15 protein-coding genes are annotated in these 16,774 nt (G+C 34.3%); 7 read left to right on the forward strand and 8 right to left on the reverse strand.

Annotated elements, in window-relative coordinates:
- The first annotated feature begins 84 nt into the window (after positions 1–84).
- On the forward strand, positions 85–1,368 hold the full coding sequence (locus EC846_RS16390; protein ID WP_123775792.1) for a ribonucleotide-diphosphate reductase subunit beta: 1,284 nt from the start codon (positions 85–87) through the stop codon (positions 1,366–1,368).
- Between the two features lie 116 nt (positions 1,369–1,484).
- Here the strand turns inward: EC846_RS16390 and EC846_RS16395 are convergent, their stop codons facing one another.
- Genes EC846_RS16395 through EC846_RS16410 form a run of 4 tightly spaced genes read right to left on the reverse strand, consistent with a single transcriptional unit; the run spans position 1,485 to position 7,002 of the window.
- Complete coding sequence (locus EC846_RS16395; RefSeq protein WP_123775793.1) at positions 1,485–3,092, reverse strand: Eco57I restriction-modification methylase domain-containing protein; 1,608 nt, start codon at positions 3,090–3,092, stop codon at positions 1,485–1,487.
- Positions 3,089–3,664 (reverse strand): HNH endonuclease, encoded by a 576-nt coding sequence (locus EC846_RS16400; protein WP_123775794.1) that lies wholly within the window; start codon positions 3,662–3,664, stop codon positions 3,089–3,091. The genes EC846_RS16395 and EC846_RS16400 overlap by 4 nt, the downstream gene beginning before the upstream one ends.
- Positions 3,654–4,337 (reverse strand): hypothetical protein, encoded by a 684-nt coding sequence (locus tag EC846_RS16405; protein ID WP_123775795.1) that lies wholly within the window; start codon positions 4,335–4,337, stop codon positions 3,654–3,656. The genes EC846_RS16400 and EC846_RS16405 overlap by 11 nt, the downstream gene beginning before the upstream one ends.
- Positions 4,327–7,002, reverse strand: a complete 2,676-nt coding sequence (locus tag EC846_RS16410; RefSeq protein WP_123775796.1) for an ATP-binding protein — start codon at positions 7,000–7,002, stop codon at positions 4,327–4,329. Before EC846_RS16410 ends, EC846_RS16405 begins: the two co-directional genes overlap by 11 nt.
- A gap of 451 nt (positions 7,003–7,453) precedes the next feature.
- On the opposite strand from EC846_RS16410, the gene EC846_RS16415 reads away from it, so the two are divergent.
- The 5 genes from EC846_RS16415 to EC846_RS16435 all read left to right on the forward strand — a co-directional run bounded on the left by EC846_RS16415 (position 7,454) and on the right by EC846_RS16435 (position 13,390).
- On the forward strand, positions 7,454–7,678 hold the full coding sequence (locus EC846_RS16415) for a DNA-binding protein (protein WP_061516341.1): 225 nt from the start codon (positions 7,454–7,456) through the stop codon (positions 7,676–7,678).
- A gap of 220 nt (positions 7,679–7,898) precedes the next feature.
- Positions 7,899–8,612, forward strand: coding sequence for a TnsA endonuclease N-terminal domain-containing protein (locus EC846_RS16420; RefSeq protein WP_123775797.1), 714 nt, complete (start codon positions 7,899–7,901; stop codon positions 8,610–8,612).
- Positions 8,609–10,447: a Mu transposase C-terminal domain-containing protein gene (locus EC846_RS16425; protein WP_123775798.1), complete on the forward strand. Its 1,839-nt coding sequence runs from the start codon at positions 8,609–8,611 to the stop codon at positions 10,445–10,447. Before EC846_RS16420 ends, EC846_RS16425 begins: the two co-directional genes overlap by 4 nt.
- 1 nt (position 10,448) lies before the next feature.
- Complete coding sequence (locus EC846_RS16430; RefSeq protein WP_123775799.1) at positions 10,449–11,402, forward strand: TniB family NTP-binding protein; 954 nt, start codon at positions 10,449–10,451, stop codon at positions 11,400–11,402.
- Positions 11,399–13,390: a TniQ family protein gene (locus EC846_RS16435; protein WP_123775800.1), complete on the forward strand. Its 1,992-nt coding sequence runs from the start codon at positions 11,399–11,401 to the stop codon at positions 13,388–13,390. The genes EC846_RS16430 and EC846_RS16435 overlap by 4 nt, the downstream gene beginning before the upstream one ends.
- Before the next feature lie 35 nt (positions 13,391–13,425).
- On the opposite strand, the gene EC846_RS16440 is transcribed toward EC846_RS16435, so the two are convergent.
- Together EC846_RS16440 and EC846_RS16445 are read right to left on the reverse strand one after the other, a co-directional pair.
- Complete coding sequence (locus tag EC846_RS16440; RefSeq protein ID WP_123775801.1) at positions 13,426–13,608, reverse strand: antitoxin; 183 nt, start codon at positions 13,606–13,608, stop codon at positions 13,426–13,428.
- Between the two features lie 289 nt (positions 13,609–13,897).
- Complete coding sequence (locus tag EC846_RS16445; protein ID WP_061516347.1) at positions 13,898–14,782, reverse strand: DMT family transporter; 885 nt, start codon at positions 14,780–14,782, stop codon at positions 13,898–13,900.
- Positions 14,783–14,918: 136 nt separating this feature from the next.
- On the opposite strand from EC846_RS16445, the gene trpR reads away from it, so the two are divergent.
- Positions 14,919–15,200, forward strand: coding sequence for a trp operon repressor (trpR, locus tag EC846_RS16450; RefSeq protein WP_061516348.1), 282 nt, complete (start codon positions 14,919–14,921; stop codon positions 15,198–15,200).
- On the opposite strand, the gene EC846_RS16455 is transcribed toward trpR, so the two are convergent.
- Positions 15,197–16,132, reverse strand: coding sequence for an alpha/beta fold hydrolase (locus EC846_RS16455; protein ID WP_123775802.1), 936 nt, complete (start codon positions 16,130–16,132; stop codon positions 15,197–15,199). The genes trpR and EC846_RS16455 overlap by 4 nt on opposite strands.
- A 3-nt stretch (positions 16,133–16,135) precedes the next feature.
- On the reverse strand, positions 16,136–16,726 hold the full coding sequence (locus EC846_RS16460; protein WP_061516350.1) for a flavodoxin family protein: 591 nt from the start codon (positions 16,724–16,726) through the stop codon (positions 16,136–16,138).
- Positions 16,727–16,774: the final 48 nt, after the last annotated feature.

Genomic DNA, 16,774 nt, shown 5'->3' on the forward strand with positions numbered 1-16,774 from the left:
TACACAAATTGAGCGTATAGTAAGGACATCTTCTTGATTGAGATGTCTTCATAAAAGATATAAAGCAACGAAGAGAGAATTGATATGTCTATCCTTAGTTGGGACGATTTTGAAGATGATTCGCAAAAACCGACTGCACCTGAACACAAGTCTGCGCCCATCGACACGCAAAAAACGGTTAATACGCAAGTGGTATCTGATTCAGAGCAATCATCGCCGCGCGTGGCAGCTCCACAATCCGCTGGAACCAGTACCGTGCGATCAACAGATTCAGCCGATTCGCTGGCTCGAGCATCTGCAGCCCTAGAACGCCTAGACGTTGCACCGGGTTTAGAAGAACTTGAAATGGGCGCTCAGCGCGTTCAGGTTGATGATAAAGCCATGATCAACTGTCGTGCGGACTTGAACCAGCTTGTGCCATTCAAATACGAGTGGGCTTGGCAGAAGTACCTTGACGGGTGTGCAAACCACTGGATGCCACAAGAAGTCAACATGAACCACGATATCGCACTTTGGAAGTCTGAAAATGGCTTAACCGAAGATGAGCGTACCATTATCATGCGTTCTTTAGGTTTCTTCTCGACTGCCGATTCATTGGTTGCAAACAACTTGGTATTGGCGATTTACCGTCACATTACCAACCCAGAATGCCGTCAGTACATCTTACGTCAAGCATTTGAAGAAGCGATTCACACACATGCTTATCAATACTGTATCGAATCTTTGGGTATGGACGAAGGCGAAGTCTTCAACATGTACCGTGAGATTCCAAGTGTTGCACGTAAAGCATCTTGGGGCTTGAAGTACACTCAATCTTTAAGTGACCCTACTTTCAATACAGGTACACCTGAAAACGACCAACGTTTACTTCGTAACTTGATCGCATTCTACTGTGTACTTGAAGGGATCTTCTTCTACTGTGGCTTTACTCAAATCTTGAGTATGGGTCGCCGTAACAAGATGAATGGTGTTGCTGAGCAGTTCCAGTACATCTTGCGTGATGAGTCTATGCACTTGAACTTCGGTATCGACATGATCAACCAGATCAAGATCGAGAACCCACATTTGTGGACTGCCGAGTTCCAAGAAGAAGTGATTCAAATGATTCTTGAAGGCACTATGCTTGAAATCGAATATGCGCGCGACACTATGCCACGTGGTGTATTGGGTATGAACGCAAGCATGATGGAAGAATACTTGAAGTTCATCTGTAACCGTCGTTTAGCACAACTTGGTTTACCAGAGCAATTTGCTGGTGTAACTAACCCGTTTGGCTGGATGTCTGAGATGATGGACTTGCGTAAAGAGAAGAACTTCTTTGAAACGCGTGTAACGGATTACCAAACTGGTGGTGCGTTAAGCTGGTAAGTTTGATTAACAGCGTTGAACGACACATCAGTTGTCATAAACGACACAACACCTGTCATGGAACGACATGACAGGTGTCATAGAAAACTCTAAATGGTTATGGAATTTTAAAAAATCTACAATCTTTGTCTTCTCAAAGAAAGTTTCTTACGAATGCTTTGTAACTTTTTTATTTGTTCATCAGTTATTCTAGGAAATGAATTTTTTAAAATTATTGCATCATATTTAAGACAAATATCATCTATTGAACTTATATTCATAAACTCTTTAGAATAAATCTCAAAATCAGAATCACTTATTGAAATATAAGGTATTGATAAACTTTTAAACTCATTAGGTGTTAACTCAAGAACCCCTCCTCCATAATACCTGCCATACAACTCAGCCAAAAGCAAAGTTAAAGAATTATAAAAAGAAAAAATCAGACTATTTATGTCATAATTGTCTTTAGGGTAAACAAGATATGCTGTGTCAGTTGCTAATACATTTGCTTCATTTTTTATAATCTTAGGATACTCATGACATCTTTTAAAAAAGAAAGCTGGTGCTGGTGTACCAATATTTGGAACATGAAACCATTCCTTTCTACTGAGCATTTTAAATCGATTATGTAGACCTTGTTCAACTCCCTCTAAAATATATTGGCTCTTTGATAAATTATCACTCACATCAAAACTATTATTAAAATCCAATAAAAAACAAGGAGTACCTAACGTTAATAAATCATTAAAAGATTTATTATCAAATACGACTCCACAACCAACATAAGTAGATTTCTGTATAATTGGTTTTGCATATTTTTCAAAAGAATACTTATTGATATTATCCTGATTCACAATAAAAAAGGAATTAGCGGCAGTTACTATGCCGGCTTTAGAAGATGATATATCATTAACTTTAGGAATTTTCTTGATAAACTTCTCAATTAATGAACATTCTGATGTAGTTAGAGCATGGCTTGTCCATTTTAGGGAGTTTACCACCTTATGTTCATTTAATTTTAGTTTAGTAACATCTCCACCTAGCTCATCAGGAGCTTCAATATTACAGAAAAAAAGACCAGGAGCACTTGATTTTTTTTCGGCAATTAAAATTAGCGTATCTTGCCCTTTACATTCTTTAAATAGTAGCTCATTAAATGTAAAAACCTCTATACGCTCGAATTCATTTAATAGAAGCTCTCTTAACTCTTTCGCATACTTAACCTGTAATAGTTCAGATGGTAAAACCAATGCAAGTATTCCATTTTCAGCTAAAAGGCTAATAGATCTTACAAGAAATGAACTCCATATGTTTTTTACTGTACTAGTTGATAATGTAGGAAATTGAGCATGAATAGCAGCACAAAGCTCAATCTGTCTATCACTAAGATAATTCCTTTTTACATAAGGGGGGTTACCAATTACAAGATCAAAACTACAATCTTGCAACCCAGTTTGAAAATCTAAAAAATCTGCATGAACAACATCAAGCTCATCCAAATTAATATTTTTTTTAATTTTATTAGACTCAGTTTCAGATATTTCAACCGCTAAAATTTTCTCTACTTTAATATCAGAACACAAAATATTATTAGATAAAGCTCGAATAAACTCACCATCTCCCGCACTAGGTTCAAGAATGGTTAACCTACTTTCTTCAGATTTATTAAAAACCCTTTTTACAATAAAATTTGCAATATGGGTTGGAGTGTAATAAGAACCTGTTTGTTTCTTTAGACTCATAATTCTGTACCTAAATACTTAAAATATTTTTGGAACATTGAGCTCGTTTCTTTATAAAGTCTTAATAATATTAACTCTTCTTTTGTATCAAGATTAAGATGTTTATCAAGTAAAACTGTTATTTCCTCCAATTTTAGTTGCAATTGTTCCAGTTGCCAAATAAGACCATAACGTCTCTGGTTTAATGCAAGCTCTTTCATCATGAACTGTGCTTCCGCACTGGTTTCTTTAGCACAAATATTTCCATGATCATCTCTGAAAAAATGATCATTCATATCTACATCACATGGATCTAAAAATAATCCTATTTTATTAGATTTTTTATTATTAACATGCGAACAACAATATACTAAATTTGAGTAGCTACAACTTAACTCAGGAAACTGATCTTTAGGTTTAAAATGATCAATATGAAAACATTTTGATCCTCCAAACCAATTATCTGGACTATCTGTATAACCACATCTACCATTAAAATCTTTTTTTAAAATACTCTTATAACGAGTATATACAGTGTATTGATTTGTACATGTTCTTACAGGAATAAAAGTTCTAAAAGTATTACTTAACATTTTTAATAGTCTCGAGTACTTTATTTACTGACTCCAACAAATCGCTTAACTGTTTTGAATTAGTTGTACTTTTTAATTCATCGGGAACAGCAGAATCAGCACCAAAAGTTTTTTCTAAGAAACTATCTAATTCAATAATTTTTTGCTCTTCAAAGACTGTTAACATTTCATTTTGGAACTTTCTAGAACACAATTCATGCAGTTCATTTTTTGCATCATCTATCCTTTTATTATATTTTTGAATCTGAAGAATTACTTTTTGAGGAAAAGTTAAATGTTGTTCATTATCAAAACTTTCTATATTCAACTCTTTTGAATAAACTTGGTTTACATCATATGTAGAATCTGCATGTGAAGCATCAGTATCATAAGAAGAAGCAATAAAACAAGGAAAATCTGTTCTAATCTTTCTAAATTCTGAAATTAATTCTGAACCATAATAGTCGACTTCATATACACTAGGTAAATCAGTTTTGATCTCATTAAGATTCCAATCAGAAACTAAAGCATCTGGATGCAATTCACATATATTCGCAATCATTTCATCAAGGGTAGGAGCTGGAAATAAAGTTATTATACAAACTTCACCACTTTTTTTATGAATATCAAAAGCTGCTTTGAATTGATTCTGCTCACTCTTTTGTTCATCAATAAAGACTATTTTATAGGCCATCCTTTACCTCTTGAACTTTATATTTTACTGGAATAGAAATTCTAACCCCAAATCCAGTATCACTTTCATTAATATGATTTAATAATAGTTTAATTGTTCCATCATATTCTTCAATAACTGTTTTTGCGATCCACATTCCTAACCCTGTACCGACTTCATCGCCATTACTATCTCTTTTTGTTGTATACAATGGTGCAAAAATTGACTCAGGATTAGATATACTGGAAGAAAGTCCAGGTCCATTATCTCTATATTCAATTAAAATCTGATTTCCTACCTCTTTAAATATAATGTGAATTTTTCTAGATACTTTTCGTCCAGATGGACGTGTAAAAGCATCCATTGAATTCGTCAATAAATTCACAAAAATACTATCAAAATCAATTTCAAAAGCCCTAAGGTTTATTTTCTGTGAAGACTCTATTGAAAAATCTATTCCACGCTCTGTTAAAGTACTTGCCCAATTTAATTTAAGATGCTCAAAATAAGAATCAAGGCTTAGCTGTTTTCTCTTTCGTTTATCTTTACGAGAAAACCCTAATGAGAAACCAAGCCAAGTTAAAATTTTCTTATCGGCTGCTTTAATCTCATCAAGTGATATGAATGGATTCTCATACTCTTCAACACCATTAAACTGATCACTTTCAAACAAAGTTTTCAATAAATTTGAAAGTTTATCTGCTCTAGATTTAAGTTTCCCCTGGATTTTCCCTAAATCATGTCCAAGAGCAGCAGATATAATACCGCTACTTGCCATTCCACGAAGAAGCTTATGTTCATCTTTCAACCTCTCGTTTTCTTCTTGTAAAGAATCCGCATATAAAGCCATTAGCTTCGTTTCTGAATTATCGAGCCCCTCATTACCATCTGTATCACTATGTTGTTTTGATTGATCATCATCATTTATTCCAGAGTCTGTGCTATTTCCCTCATCCTTTTTCTGACGATTTCGAGCCAAAATACTCTCTGTTAATTTTCGTGCTTTTGCAAGATCTCTCTCTGGACCAAATTTCTCATCGTCATAATGTTTAAGCTCTCTTGCAATAAATGATCTGTCTTCTTCAAACTTATTGATAATAGACTTAATAATATTTTTAAACACATGAAATGTTTGTGTTTCTTGCAGCCCCTCACGACTAGATTTATCTTCAAACTCTAAATTTGTTAATCGAGAGATTTTGATAACACCTGCTATATTGTCTGGTTCTACACGATAGCCACCCTCTGCCTTAGCAACACCAGCAGGACTTGCCCCTTTTCTAGATCCTAAACCTAGCCAATCAAATGCAGGTTCGTTTACTTCGCCATAGGGTCTTACACGAAAGTTATCTCGATAAATTTTAACTCCTCCAAATTTATCTAACCATTGCTTTCGTAAATTAGCAGCAATTGGTTTATAAAAAAATCTTTTAGAGTCTGAGGTATTGGTTGTTTTTTTCAAAAAATAAAAGATAAACTCAAATGACCCTATTTGATTTAAAATATTCGCTTCCACTGATTCTCCAACCAATTGGTCAAAGGTAAAAGTTTGGGTATATTTTTTCTTTAAGAATTCTTTTCTACTTGCAAACAATGAGCTTTTAACTAATTCCCTCTCAAAAAAATCGGATGGAATAATTTGAGTATCATATTCTTCTCGCTCAATAGTGATAGTTACACTCTGATTTTCATCAGCTATTGCTGTTAACTTATAATCAAAATCATCACAAATCGAACTCAATACTTCACCATATTTATCAACCTCTAAAGTTGATAAAATATGTATAGAAAAGTCTTCTGTATCACGTGGTGGTACTAATACTTCTAGATCATTAAATAACTGCTTAACTAAATTATCATCCCATAGATCATGTAAATGAGATATTTTTAAAATTGTTCCGTGAGAAAAAGTATCCTCTAGTCTTTCAGGTAATAAACTATGTAGATCAGAACTACTTAGCTCTAATACTTTTGAAGTAATAAAATGAAAATCAAATGAATCATTAATTTTTTGCACATTTTCAACTAATCCGCCGGAATCAAACTCTTCCAAATTAGCTGTTACCTCATTAATTATTTTATTTGATTCTTCAAAATCTCCCCAATTTACAGCCCATACCAATCCATTGTTAGTATTCGTATCTCTTGCTCGAGTTATTGTGAGCATCTCGCACTTTGCTCCAAGCTTATCCAAAGCAAAACGACCTATTCCTTTGGCACCTGATTTTATTCGACCAGAAGATGTTTTATAGTTATGTAATTTGTTATCAGTCCCAATTGTCATCCAATGATTTTCGATGATGCTCTTCGTCATGCCATCACCCACATCAATGATATATAAAGTACATAATTGCAGTAATTGATTTTTAAATAATGTAAGTTTTTCAGTTTCTAAAGCCGATAACTTAGTGATATCAACTAATTCAAACTCACCTTGTTTTTCCTTATAAAACAAATTGATTTGGTCTTCATCTATATTTTTTCGTATAAGTTTTTTGTATTGTTCCTCAGATAAAATTTGTGGAACTTCACAAAACTCATTATCAATATAAATTATACAAAATGGAGAATCTGCATCGTAACAATTTTTAACTAGCTCTATAATAGCCCCTTTCGAGTTAGCAATATTTTCTCGACCTATAAGTATTGCTGCTCTTGCTGAAACGGTAAAAGGAACTAAAGCCATTATGAAATCCCAATTTTCAAGGTGAAAAATTTACTTTCCACAAAACCAACTGAAGAAACTAAATATACTGTTTCTTATTGACTCTATCAATCATTAACATTTTGATTTCTAAAGTTTTTGGAGTCTTCACACAAACACTTCTCCATTGAACATATATTATATTTAAAAATCAAAAACTTAAAACAAAACCTTTCTTTACCAACTTTTATTATTTTGTCTACAAACAAACTAAAATGGATATATTTTGCACAAAGCATTTTTTATACAGACATCTGATACGGCAATAGAAATTCTACATATCATTTTAAATTGCTTATAGAGAATTTCAATATAATACAAATTATACTAAAAATATCTTATAAAACATTATCTTAGTCAAAGTAAAAAGTTGACCTTACACAAAATTTGACTTATTTTTAAACTATTCCAAATTTTTTCGGGCAATGTGACTATGGTAGATAAAAATGAGATTCGACGAAAATTCGAACTTAGTGGACTCTCAATAGCTGATTGGGCTCGTCAAAATAATTTTTCACCAGATCTTGTGTATAGCGTACTTAAAAGTAAGCACATTCCCATTCGTGGAGAAAGCCATAAGATCGCAGTCAAATTAGGTTTAAAAGAAGAAGTTAATGTTCCTATATTTAACTTTGATACAAATAAGGAGACAAATTAACGAAAAATTAGTCATGCATAAATAAAAAACGGATCTTTTTAAAGATCCGTTAGTTCTACATTACACGAAGATAATATAGAGATTGAGACCCCTAGTATCTTCTGTGTAGAACCATACGTCAAGTCTTTCACACCTATCTTTTTTAGCTGTGATGGGCTTATTTATCCCTAGAAAACAACATTCTATGGATACATATGCTTCAAAAACATGGAGATATAATATGTCTTATCCTATAAGCCACATACAACAACATATACAGCAACTCATTCATGAACAGATCCATTCAGCGTTTAATCAAAAACCAAATATTGCTGGAACACTACATGGCCAGCGTCGTATTTACCAAGGCTGCTTAGAACGTCGAACTTCTCTTTTTCCCAGCCGTAAAGCTGGTGGTTCAGTTGCTTTAGAAAGCTTTCTGGAATTGGCTTATGCTGTACAACTAGAAAGTCATCCTGCGGTTGAATCTTATCGAACACAGGCCTTAAAAATTCCAATTGGGCAAAATTTGGAACTTTATCCTGACTTTCTGATTCGTACTCAAAAAGGTGATTTTGAAGTCCATGAGGTTAAGCCATCCATTCAACATCTATCCCTAGAAAGCCTTCAACGCTTTGAGAGACTAGCTTCCATTTTGGCGTCAATAAATATCCCTTTTAAGTTAGTTGATGCAAATACATTACCCCAACGCCAATCCCTAACACAGTTATTGCATCTTTATTCTCGTGGCCATCTTCAGGACTGGACATCACTTGAAATTGAATTGGCACAAGACCTTTTGATTCGCTATGAATTGGATGATCTAGAACAAGCGTATAGCATTTTAGCAAAAGACCAATTGTCTCCACAGCTTGCAGACTATTTGCTTTTCCATCAAATCATTCAAATCAAAAACGCCAAAAATAAACATCTTATGCTGGGAGTAGATCTATGAATACTTCCATTCCTATTCCCAATATTGGTACTCGCTTTTTATTTCACGGTTCACAGTTTGAAATTAGCTTTATCGGTCATGGTATATGCCGATATTCTGCGATCGCTGGTGGTCGTATATTTCAAATTCCATATCATCAGTTTGAAGAATGGTATAAGTCTGGGCAGATTGAATATGATTTTAATACATCAAATTTGTTAGTTAATCCTGAGATGACAGCAAAAAGAATACGTAAATTTAGATATATACAAGCAGCTTTATCTAAGCTGCCACGGCCAACTGCAGTTCAACCATTAACAATATTAATTCAGCAGATTGCCAAAGAGATTCAAGACCAGTTACCACCAAGCCCTAGATCTGTTGCACGATGGATTCGAGTATATCTACTAAGTAATCAGTCTACAGAATCTCTTGAAAAGAAAAAATCAGGTAATCATTATGTCCGATTTTCTTTAGAAATCGAACGTCTAATCCATCAAGCCATACAAGAAATTTACCTCTGTTCAGAGCGACGAGATGGTAAAGATGTACTGGCGTTTATTGTTGGAAAAGCCATGGAACATGGCTGGACATCACATAAAATCCCTTGTTTACGAACGATTGAACGTCGTATCAATCGTTTGGATCCTTATGTAGTCATTAACGCTAAAAAAGGATCTCGTACTGCAAGAAAATTACTCAAAGCTGCTGGACAATCCATCATCAGCCCAACCGTAATGGCTTTGGTGGAAATTGATACCCATTATCTGGATATCATTATTATTGATGATATAACAGGAGCCATTTTAGGTCGTCCATTTTTATCATGTGCGATTGATATTTACACTCGAGTCATCGTTGGGATTTACGTCAATTTATATCCACCAAGTGCATTGACCACAATGTGTGTGATTCGGGACATGATTACCCGACCCCAAAGAGGTTTACCTGGTGGTGTGCCGAGCCAAATTATTCCAGACAATGGCGTGGAGTTCAAAAATAATTCTTTTGCTCGACTATGTGAAACTTTAAAAATTACCATTACGCCATCGCAGATCGGCACGCCAAATAATAAACCGCATATTGAAAGTTTCTTCAGAACATTAACTGAAGGTTTAATCCAAAAACTACCTGGTACAACTTTCTCGAACCCCACAGCGAGAGGAGATTATAACGCCAGTAAAAATGCCAAAATGACACTTGCAGATGTTCAAAAATATGCAGAGCAATGGATCAATGAGATTTATCACACAGATACTCATTCTGAAACCAATCGTATACCAACACTTGCTTGGGAAGATGCCACAAAAATCGTCAAGCCAACTTCGCTTTCAGATGATGAGGCATCTGTACTATGCCGAAAACCTTATGAACGTAGTATCAATAAAGGTAGAGTCTTAATCGACTATTTATATTATTCCTCTTCTGCACTCGCAACCTTTGAACAACAGAAGCTCACCAAAGTGACTGTACTTGTTGATGAAATAGATTTAGGACATGTATTTATCGTTGATCCAAATGATTCAACTAATCTCATCAAAGCTAAATGTACCAATCTTGATTATGCACAAGGTTTAACCATGTATGCCCATCAAGAAGCACAAAAAATCAAAAAACAGATGGCTCAGGCAGATCTTAGACGTTTAGGTGAAAAGGCTAACCTACTTGCCCGTTGGCATTTACTGAAAAAGATCCAAGAAGATTTACAGAGAAAAAAGCCCAAATTACGCCAACTAGTAATAGATTTTCCTGAAGAAATTAAAAATCTTTCAATGCCAATCAAGCCATCCCCAATCGTTGCGGAAGAACAGCAAGCCACCGATAACTATACAGCATTCTCTTCAATGGAGATCTAAGATGAATCATTCAATATCTATTCTTGAACGAGTTGCTCACATTAATCGCTTTATTGTGCGCCATCCAGAATTTAATCGCGCATTTCATGGCATCACTGAATGTATGCAAAAAAGTCAGACTTACCAAGAGCCTATTGGCAGTATTTTACACGCTGACGGTGGTCATGGTAAGACTTTGCTTTGTAGAGCCATTATCAAACAAATGCCATCTTATACAACTATCGTTGAGGGTTATGAAAAAACTATTATTCCTGCATTTTATGCTCAGGTTCCATCTCCTGCATCAGTCAAATCAGTGGCCAGTATGCTACTCAAGGAACTAGGAGATCCTAATCCAGCATCTGGAAATACGACTCAAATCTCGTTGCGACTGTGTCATTTACTGCGCCAATGTGAAACTAAACTGGTTTTTCTAGATGAGTTTCATCACCTCTTCCGTTTTCAAAAAACAACTACTAAATTAAATATTGTGGTGTGCGATTGGATTAAATCAATCGTTAATGAGACACAAATTAGCTTCTGCTTGGTTGGTCTATCACAGTTTGTTCCCTTATTAGAAATGGATTCACAGCTAACCCGACGATTTCAATATCACTATCCCTTGCATGCTCTGACAATAGGTTCATCTACATCATACGGCTCGATGTTTCCATTTCTTGCTGAAGTAGAAAATCAAATCAAAACCAGATGTGAAGTAACGTTTGATCAAAGCCTAAACTCGCCCTTGATAACTACACAACTTTATGCTGCCACTGCTGGCAATCCAGCCTTTATCATGACACTTATCAAAGATAGTGTGCTATTTGCTCTTAAAGATAATCGAGAAATCATTACAACTCATGATTTCAGCAATGCATGGTTACAGGGAACGACAGCTAAAGTCAATCTGACCAAAAGTGATCCTTTCAAGATGTCACGTAATATTTTGGCGAGTCAGATGAGGATTGCTCTATGAATTCTTATTCTTTATTAATTAAACCTATCCCCTATCCAGATGAAAGTGCGGCCAGCCTTTTAATTAGAGCTGCCGAGGCCAATGGGTTTTCTAGTGTTTATTCTCTTTGTAAAATTCAGTCAAGCAGTCCTGCCACAACACTCAGTAGTCATGTAACTCATCAAAAGCGATTTAGAAAACTACTTCATTTACTAGGCTTATCTGATGAATATGCATCACTAGCATTTGCACTAAGTGGCTCTACTCAAGCTATGCCAAGAAAATATTCTAAAATTATTTTAAAGCACAGCTTCTTTCGAAAAGATGTTCATGCTTTCTGCCCTAAATGTTTAAGTGAACAATCTTATTGGAGACGTCATTGGTTACTGCGCCCTTACACTGTATGTTTGAAACATGGCACACAGTTATATGATTGCTGTCCAAAATGTAAAAAAGCACTCAATATCAGTCGAAATAGAATTAATTTTTGTCTCAATTGTGAACATGACTTAAGAATATTACCAACTTATTCAAAGAATTCTGAGGCAATACAGTGGTTCATGGATACCATATACCATGGTGATCAAAAAATTATTAATCAACTATCAGATTATTGGTTAGCTTTAGAAAAGTTTGACTGGAAATCTAATAATATCGATGCCGATCATCAACGTATTCAAATGGCATATGAGTACTTAACAAACCCCGAACAATCTAAGAAAACACTTATCCATATCATTAATTCAAGAGTTTCTAAAGCCCATCCTCAAATTCAGGCTGTCTATTTTAAAAAACAAAGTTCAATACTACGTGAATATGCAAATTCTATATTGGCCAATTGCAATCATGTTAATCAACCAGCAATAAATCATCTAAAACAGCTTTTTTCTTTGGATCAAACAAGGACCATTCTAGATATTTCCTATACTAGATTGAAAACCTTAATTCAAAAAGAAAAATTAGCCACCATAAAAAATGCTAGAGGGCTTATAAATATTAGTAGTATTGATATTGAACGGCTCCTGTTAGACGAATCACATAAAGTACCGTTACTATGTCCACGTGTACAAAATGTTGCAAAGGGCGATCTTCTCACACTTCCAGAAATTGCAGGCCAATTGCAAATTCATAAGGAAATAGTTCGAGACCTTGGTGTCAAAGGTTGGTTAAAGCTTGATAAAAAGAAAGTGGATGGACATGTAAAAAATGTAGCACTACCAGAAATCATAGAAGAATTTAGCAAAAAATATATTTCTGTTGGAACCTTAGCTCGCCAGCTGAATGTTAATTCTACAAATCTAGCCGATAAGCTAAAGCATTTTGGCATTGAGCCTGTAGGAGGTCCTCACATTGATGGATTGAGAACAAACCTTTATCAACAAACTGATATTGAATGCATTACCACCGAAATGATCAATGACCTCAAAATTTATGAAACATATACAGGTCGTCCCTCAAAAAAAAGATTAAAAATGGTTCATTATGAATCAGATCCGACTTTATATTTTTCATTAAGACATACAAGTTCGAAATTACATATCAGTCCATCAAAAGTAGCTGTACTTGTTCAAAAGGGTATCTTAAAAAAAGATGAACACTGCCACTCAGTTATTAGAGTAGAAAAAGCTTCTGTATCTATTTTGATAGAAGAGCTCAATCGTCAAGACTTTATTTCTCTAGAGGATGCTGCAAAAGAATTAGGATGTGCAATCAATTGGTTACATATTAATTGGATTAAAACAGGCTACCTAAAACTGTATGATTTTGTGTACTGGAAGTTTGTAAAGACGGACGATATAGACCAAGTAAAAGCTCTTCAAAAAGAATATATGACAGCAATCGAAGCTAGTAAGCTTTTGGGTATGCACCGCACTCACATCATTAATCTCAAAGCTCAAGGAAAAATTGATTCCATATCTTTTGGCGAATCAAATTCATTAAATTTATATCGAAGAGAAGATGTATTAAAATTACTTAAACAGCAAAATAATGACGATAATGTGATCTGATATATTATTAAAAATCAGATATTTTTGTTCCGTGTTCAGAGTTCACCTCTCCGTTCCTCACGACGTTTTTTTAGTCGTGCGACTACTTCATCATGTGGAATTGTAGGGCGTGGATCTGCTTGTGATGCTTCAACTTTAGCTTTAAACCATGCGTTGTATTCAGCTTCATGGTCGGAACCATCAAATTCAGACACAATAGGGTCAAAAATAGTGCTCATGCGCTTATCTCATTTAATCTTCAGATCACACTTTAACAGGCTTTTAAGAAAATATCCTTTACTGAAATATCTCGGGAGAAGTCCGCATTACTGACTGCTCTAAAAAAATTGCGACCACTAATATTATTTTGAAAAAATCTGGAGGTTAGCTTCTAAAAGTGGACAGGCTTGATTTGAAAAGAAGAAAAAACAATAAAATATGATTAAAATTTTGAAGTCTATTTTACAGTGATAAAATTCTGCCATCTGTTAGAAAATCATAACAGATGGCTCTCATAGCTATTGCTCACTAAACTTTTTCAGCTTGTACTTTCTTAGACTGAAGCTTAGGCCAACCAAATTGGGCTATAACCACCCCTAATAAAACAATTAAGGTAGAACAAATAAACTTTAAACTTAGAGTTTCATCTAAAACTATTTGGCTAACCAATACTGCAAAAATTGGCGTAAGTAATGTAAAAGGAGCTAATCTTGAAATTTGATTACGTCCAATAAGTTGATACCATAAAAAGAAACTTAGCACACCGCCTATTAAGGCTGTATATAACACACATAGCCAACCTTTAACACTTACATCGGACAATAAAGTAGAGTTAACATCTTCACTAACAAAAGAGATGACTAACATAGCTGGTGCAGCTATAACTGCAGACCATGCATTGAGACTGAGAGCATTTATTGGTCCCAGTTTTTTTATCAGAGTCGTCCCTATCGCAAAGGATAAAGAAGCAAAAACTACTAGAAGGCCACCGATTATATTCTCATGGGCTTCAAAGCCTCCAAATAATATAAGTACACCTGAAAGTGACAAACTCACACCAATGGCCCTTGCCATAGTAATTTTTTCTTTCAAAAAAACTATTGCCAGTAAGATTGTAAAAATACTTGATAATTGATAAAGAATTGCTGATGTTGATGCTTTAACTAAACTTATTCCGATGTATAAGCATCCAAAGTGGAGTATTGAAACAAAAACAGTGATTAAAGCTATTTTGAAAAAATCTTTTTTAATGATTTTCAGTACAAATGGTAATGTGAATAATGCAATAATAAGAAAACGTAGAGCTAGCATGAAGAAAGGCGGAATCTCTGTCTCTGCAATTTTCACAACGCTAACTTGGGCGCCCCACAAAAACATTACCAAAATACATAAAACTGAATCTTTGGTTGACATAATCTTAGTACCAATTAGTTTCTATTCGACTCTTAAACTCCCTACTAATTTTTGTTCTATAAAAGCGATAAAATGCTTAACAAAAACAATCTTCTCAGAGTAGAATTTAAGATTAATTTAAGGTTAGGCTCTCGCCATGGATAAAACTCTCGCACATGATCAATTAATCGCTAGGTTATGCGATATCCAAGACAAAAAGGAAATGTCATGGCTTCTCCAACAACTTCTCACACAAGCTGAAATTGAAGATGTCATAGACAGGATCAGGATTTACACAACCTTAGCTAATACCAAGAGTTCACAGCGTGATATTTCCAAGAAGCTGCAAGTGAGCATAACTAAAGTGACTCGTGGTGCAGCAAATTTACACAATGCTGAAGTAAATGCTTATTTTTCTAAACATTTCGAACTCCCTTAACTTGCAAGAGCTTTTTGAGTGTTAGATAAAAGGAAATTATCAATAGCACTATTCGTGTGTTGTGGCTTTTCTAAATAAGGTAAGTGCCCACAACCATCTATAACTACTTTGGTAACCCTCAGATTAGAAAATTTATTTAAAGTAGATAAATCAAATAGTTGATCTTCACTCCCCCAAATTAAAAGGGTATTATCTCTAAAACAAGGTAGTTGCTCAGTTAAATTAAAAAGCCCAAATGCTCGTAACTGCCTCAAACTTTCATCTCTTCTTACCAATTCCTTTTTATTTTTTCTAATCAAATATGATTTCAAAAAATAAGGAATCATAGGCGGTTTAAAGAATAATAGAGAATATAAATAATCCATTTCTTTAGAAGTTGAATAAGAAAAAGGATGAGTACCTGTTTCAATAAAATTACTCATAGCCGGCTGTATTTTATCTGCGCGGAATCCAGCTGAATCTAACAATATAATTTTATTAATTAAATCAGGCCGTAAAAGATACACATAACTTGAAATATACCCACCCACTGAGGCTCCAATTAAAATTATATTATTTACTTCAAGGGATTCTAATAAATTAATTAATCTTTCAGCTTGTTTTTTGGGGTTAACTTCAAAGCTACCTGATAACTGTGAATCACCTGACCCTGGTAAATCCACACAAATTAAGTCATAATTTTTTGAAAATGAATACATGTCATTTCCCCATTGAAATTTATGACTCCCAAAACCATGGACCAGAACCATAGCTTGGCCTTTTCCTCCTCGAATATAAGACCATTTGACATCATCAACATTAACAGAAAAAACATTCATTTTATTTTTTTTCAACAAGTTATACGTAAACATTCTTAAAAAAAAATAAGGTAAAATATTTCTATACATTAATACTAGAATTAATACTAAACACGCAATATATATATAAGCCATTTTTTAGACCAGAATGGGTTCTCTACTCAGTGAGTAATAATTTATTTTATTAGATATTTCTATCATTCTATTGAGCATTTGCTGTAATGAATCAATAGCTTCAATATCTTCGCTAGCTCCTCCTAACATTCCATAAAAGGTAGTAGGAAAACCAGAACCTGCTAAGATCATTTTGTTTAATAAAATATTCAGAACAATCTGCGAATAAACATTCGTATGTCCATATCTTCTTCCGACCACAATTACACCAGCCACTTTATCTTTTAGCGGTCTATTTAAAGGTCTTAAAAATCCATAACCGACTCTTTCCAAAAAGCTTTGAAACCTACTATTAGTGCCATATGCATGCATAACTGGCATATAAATGATTGCATCAGAATCTAACATTCGATCAACGATTAAATGTGTATCATCCTTAATTTGACAAGGTTTAAAGGAACATTTATTATCTTGATCACATATTTCGATGTTGTAGTCTGATAGGTAAATAAAATCACAGTGAAATCTATTTTCGCCTAACTGTTTAATCAATTCGCAAACTTGTTGGCTAACACCATTTTTTCGACTAGACCCTACTAGAACGCAAATTCGCATTTTGCTATCCTTTTATTTATTTTAATTCATGCATCTTCCTAATCACCC

It is taken from the genome of Acinetobacter sp. BIGb0102 (assembly GCF_003815055.1).
In the GTDB taxonomy this organism is placed as follows: Bacteria; Pseudomonadota; Gammaproteobacteria; order Pseudomonadales; family Moraxellaceae; genus Acinetobacter; species Acinetobacter vivianii.

Excerpts from the sequence above, each read along its gene's own strand:
- EC846_RS16390 (WP_123775792.1), top strand. The coding sequence starts at position 85 with ATGTCTATCCTTAGTTGGGACGATTTTGAAGATGATTCGCAAAAACCG.
- EC846_RS16395 (WP_123775793.1), bottom strand. The coding sequence starts at position 3,092 with ATGAGTCTAAAGAAACAAACAGGTTCTTATTACACTCCAACCCATATT.
- EC846_RS16400 (WP_123775794.1), bottom strand. The coding sequence starts at position 3,664 with ATGTTAAGTAATACTTTTAGAACTTTTATTCCTGTAAGAACATGTACA.
- EC846_RS16405 (WP_123775795.1), bottom strand. The coding sequence starts at position 4,337 with ATGGCCTATAAAATAGTCTTTATTGATGAACAAAAGAGTGAGCAGAAT.
- EC846_RS16410 (WP_123775796.1), bottom strand. The coding sequence starts at position 7,002 with ATGGCTTTAGTTCCTTTTACCGTTTCAGCAAGAGCAGCAATACTTATA.
- EC846_RS16415 (WP_061516341.1), top strand. The coding sequence starts at position 7,454 with ATGGTAGATAAAAATGAGATTCGACGAAAATTCGAACTTAGTGGACTC.
- EC846_RS16420 (WP_123775797.1), top strand. The coding sequence starts at position 7,899 with ATGTCTTATCCTATAAGCCACATACAACAACATATACAGCAACTCATT.
- EC846_RS16425 (WP_123775798.1), top strand. The coding sequence starts at position 8,609 with ATGAATACTTCCATTCCTATTCCCAATATTGGTACTCGCTTTTTATTT.
- EC846_RS16430 (WP_123775799.1), top strand. The coding sequence starts at position 10,449 with ATGAATCATTCAATATCTATTCTTGAACGAGTTGCTCACATTAATCGC.
- EC846_RS16435 (WP_123775800.1), top strand. The coding sequence starts at position 11,399 with ATGAATTCTTATTCTTTATTAATTAAACCTATCCCCTATCCAGATGAA.
- EC846_RS16440 (WP_123775801.1), bottom strand. The coding sequence starts at position 13,608 with ATGAGCACTATTTTTGACCCTATTGTGTCTGAATTTGATGGTTCCGAC.
- EC846_RS16445 (WP_061516347.1), bottom strand. The coding sequence starts at position 14,782 with ATGTCAACCAAAGATTCAGTTTTATGTATTTTGGTAATGTTTTTGTGG.
- trpR (WP_061516348.1), top strand. The coding sequence starts at position 14,919 with ATGGATAAAACTCTCGCACATGATCAATTAATCGCTAGGTTATGCGAT.
- EC846_RS16455 (WP_123775802.1), bottom strand. The coding sequence starts at position 16,132 with ATGGCTTATATATATATTGCGTGTTTAGTATTAATTCTAGTATTAATG.
- EC846_RS16460 (WP_061516350.1), bottom strand. The coding sequence starts at position 16,726 with ATGCGAATTTGCGTTCTAGTAGGGTCTAGTCGAAAAAATGGTGTTAGC.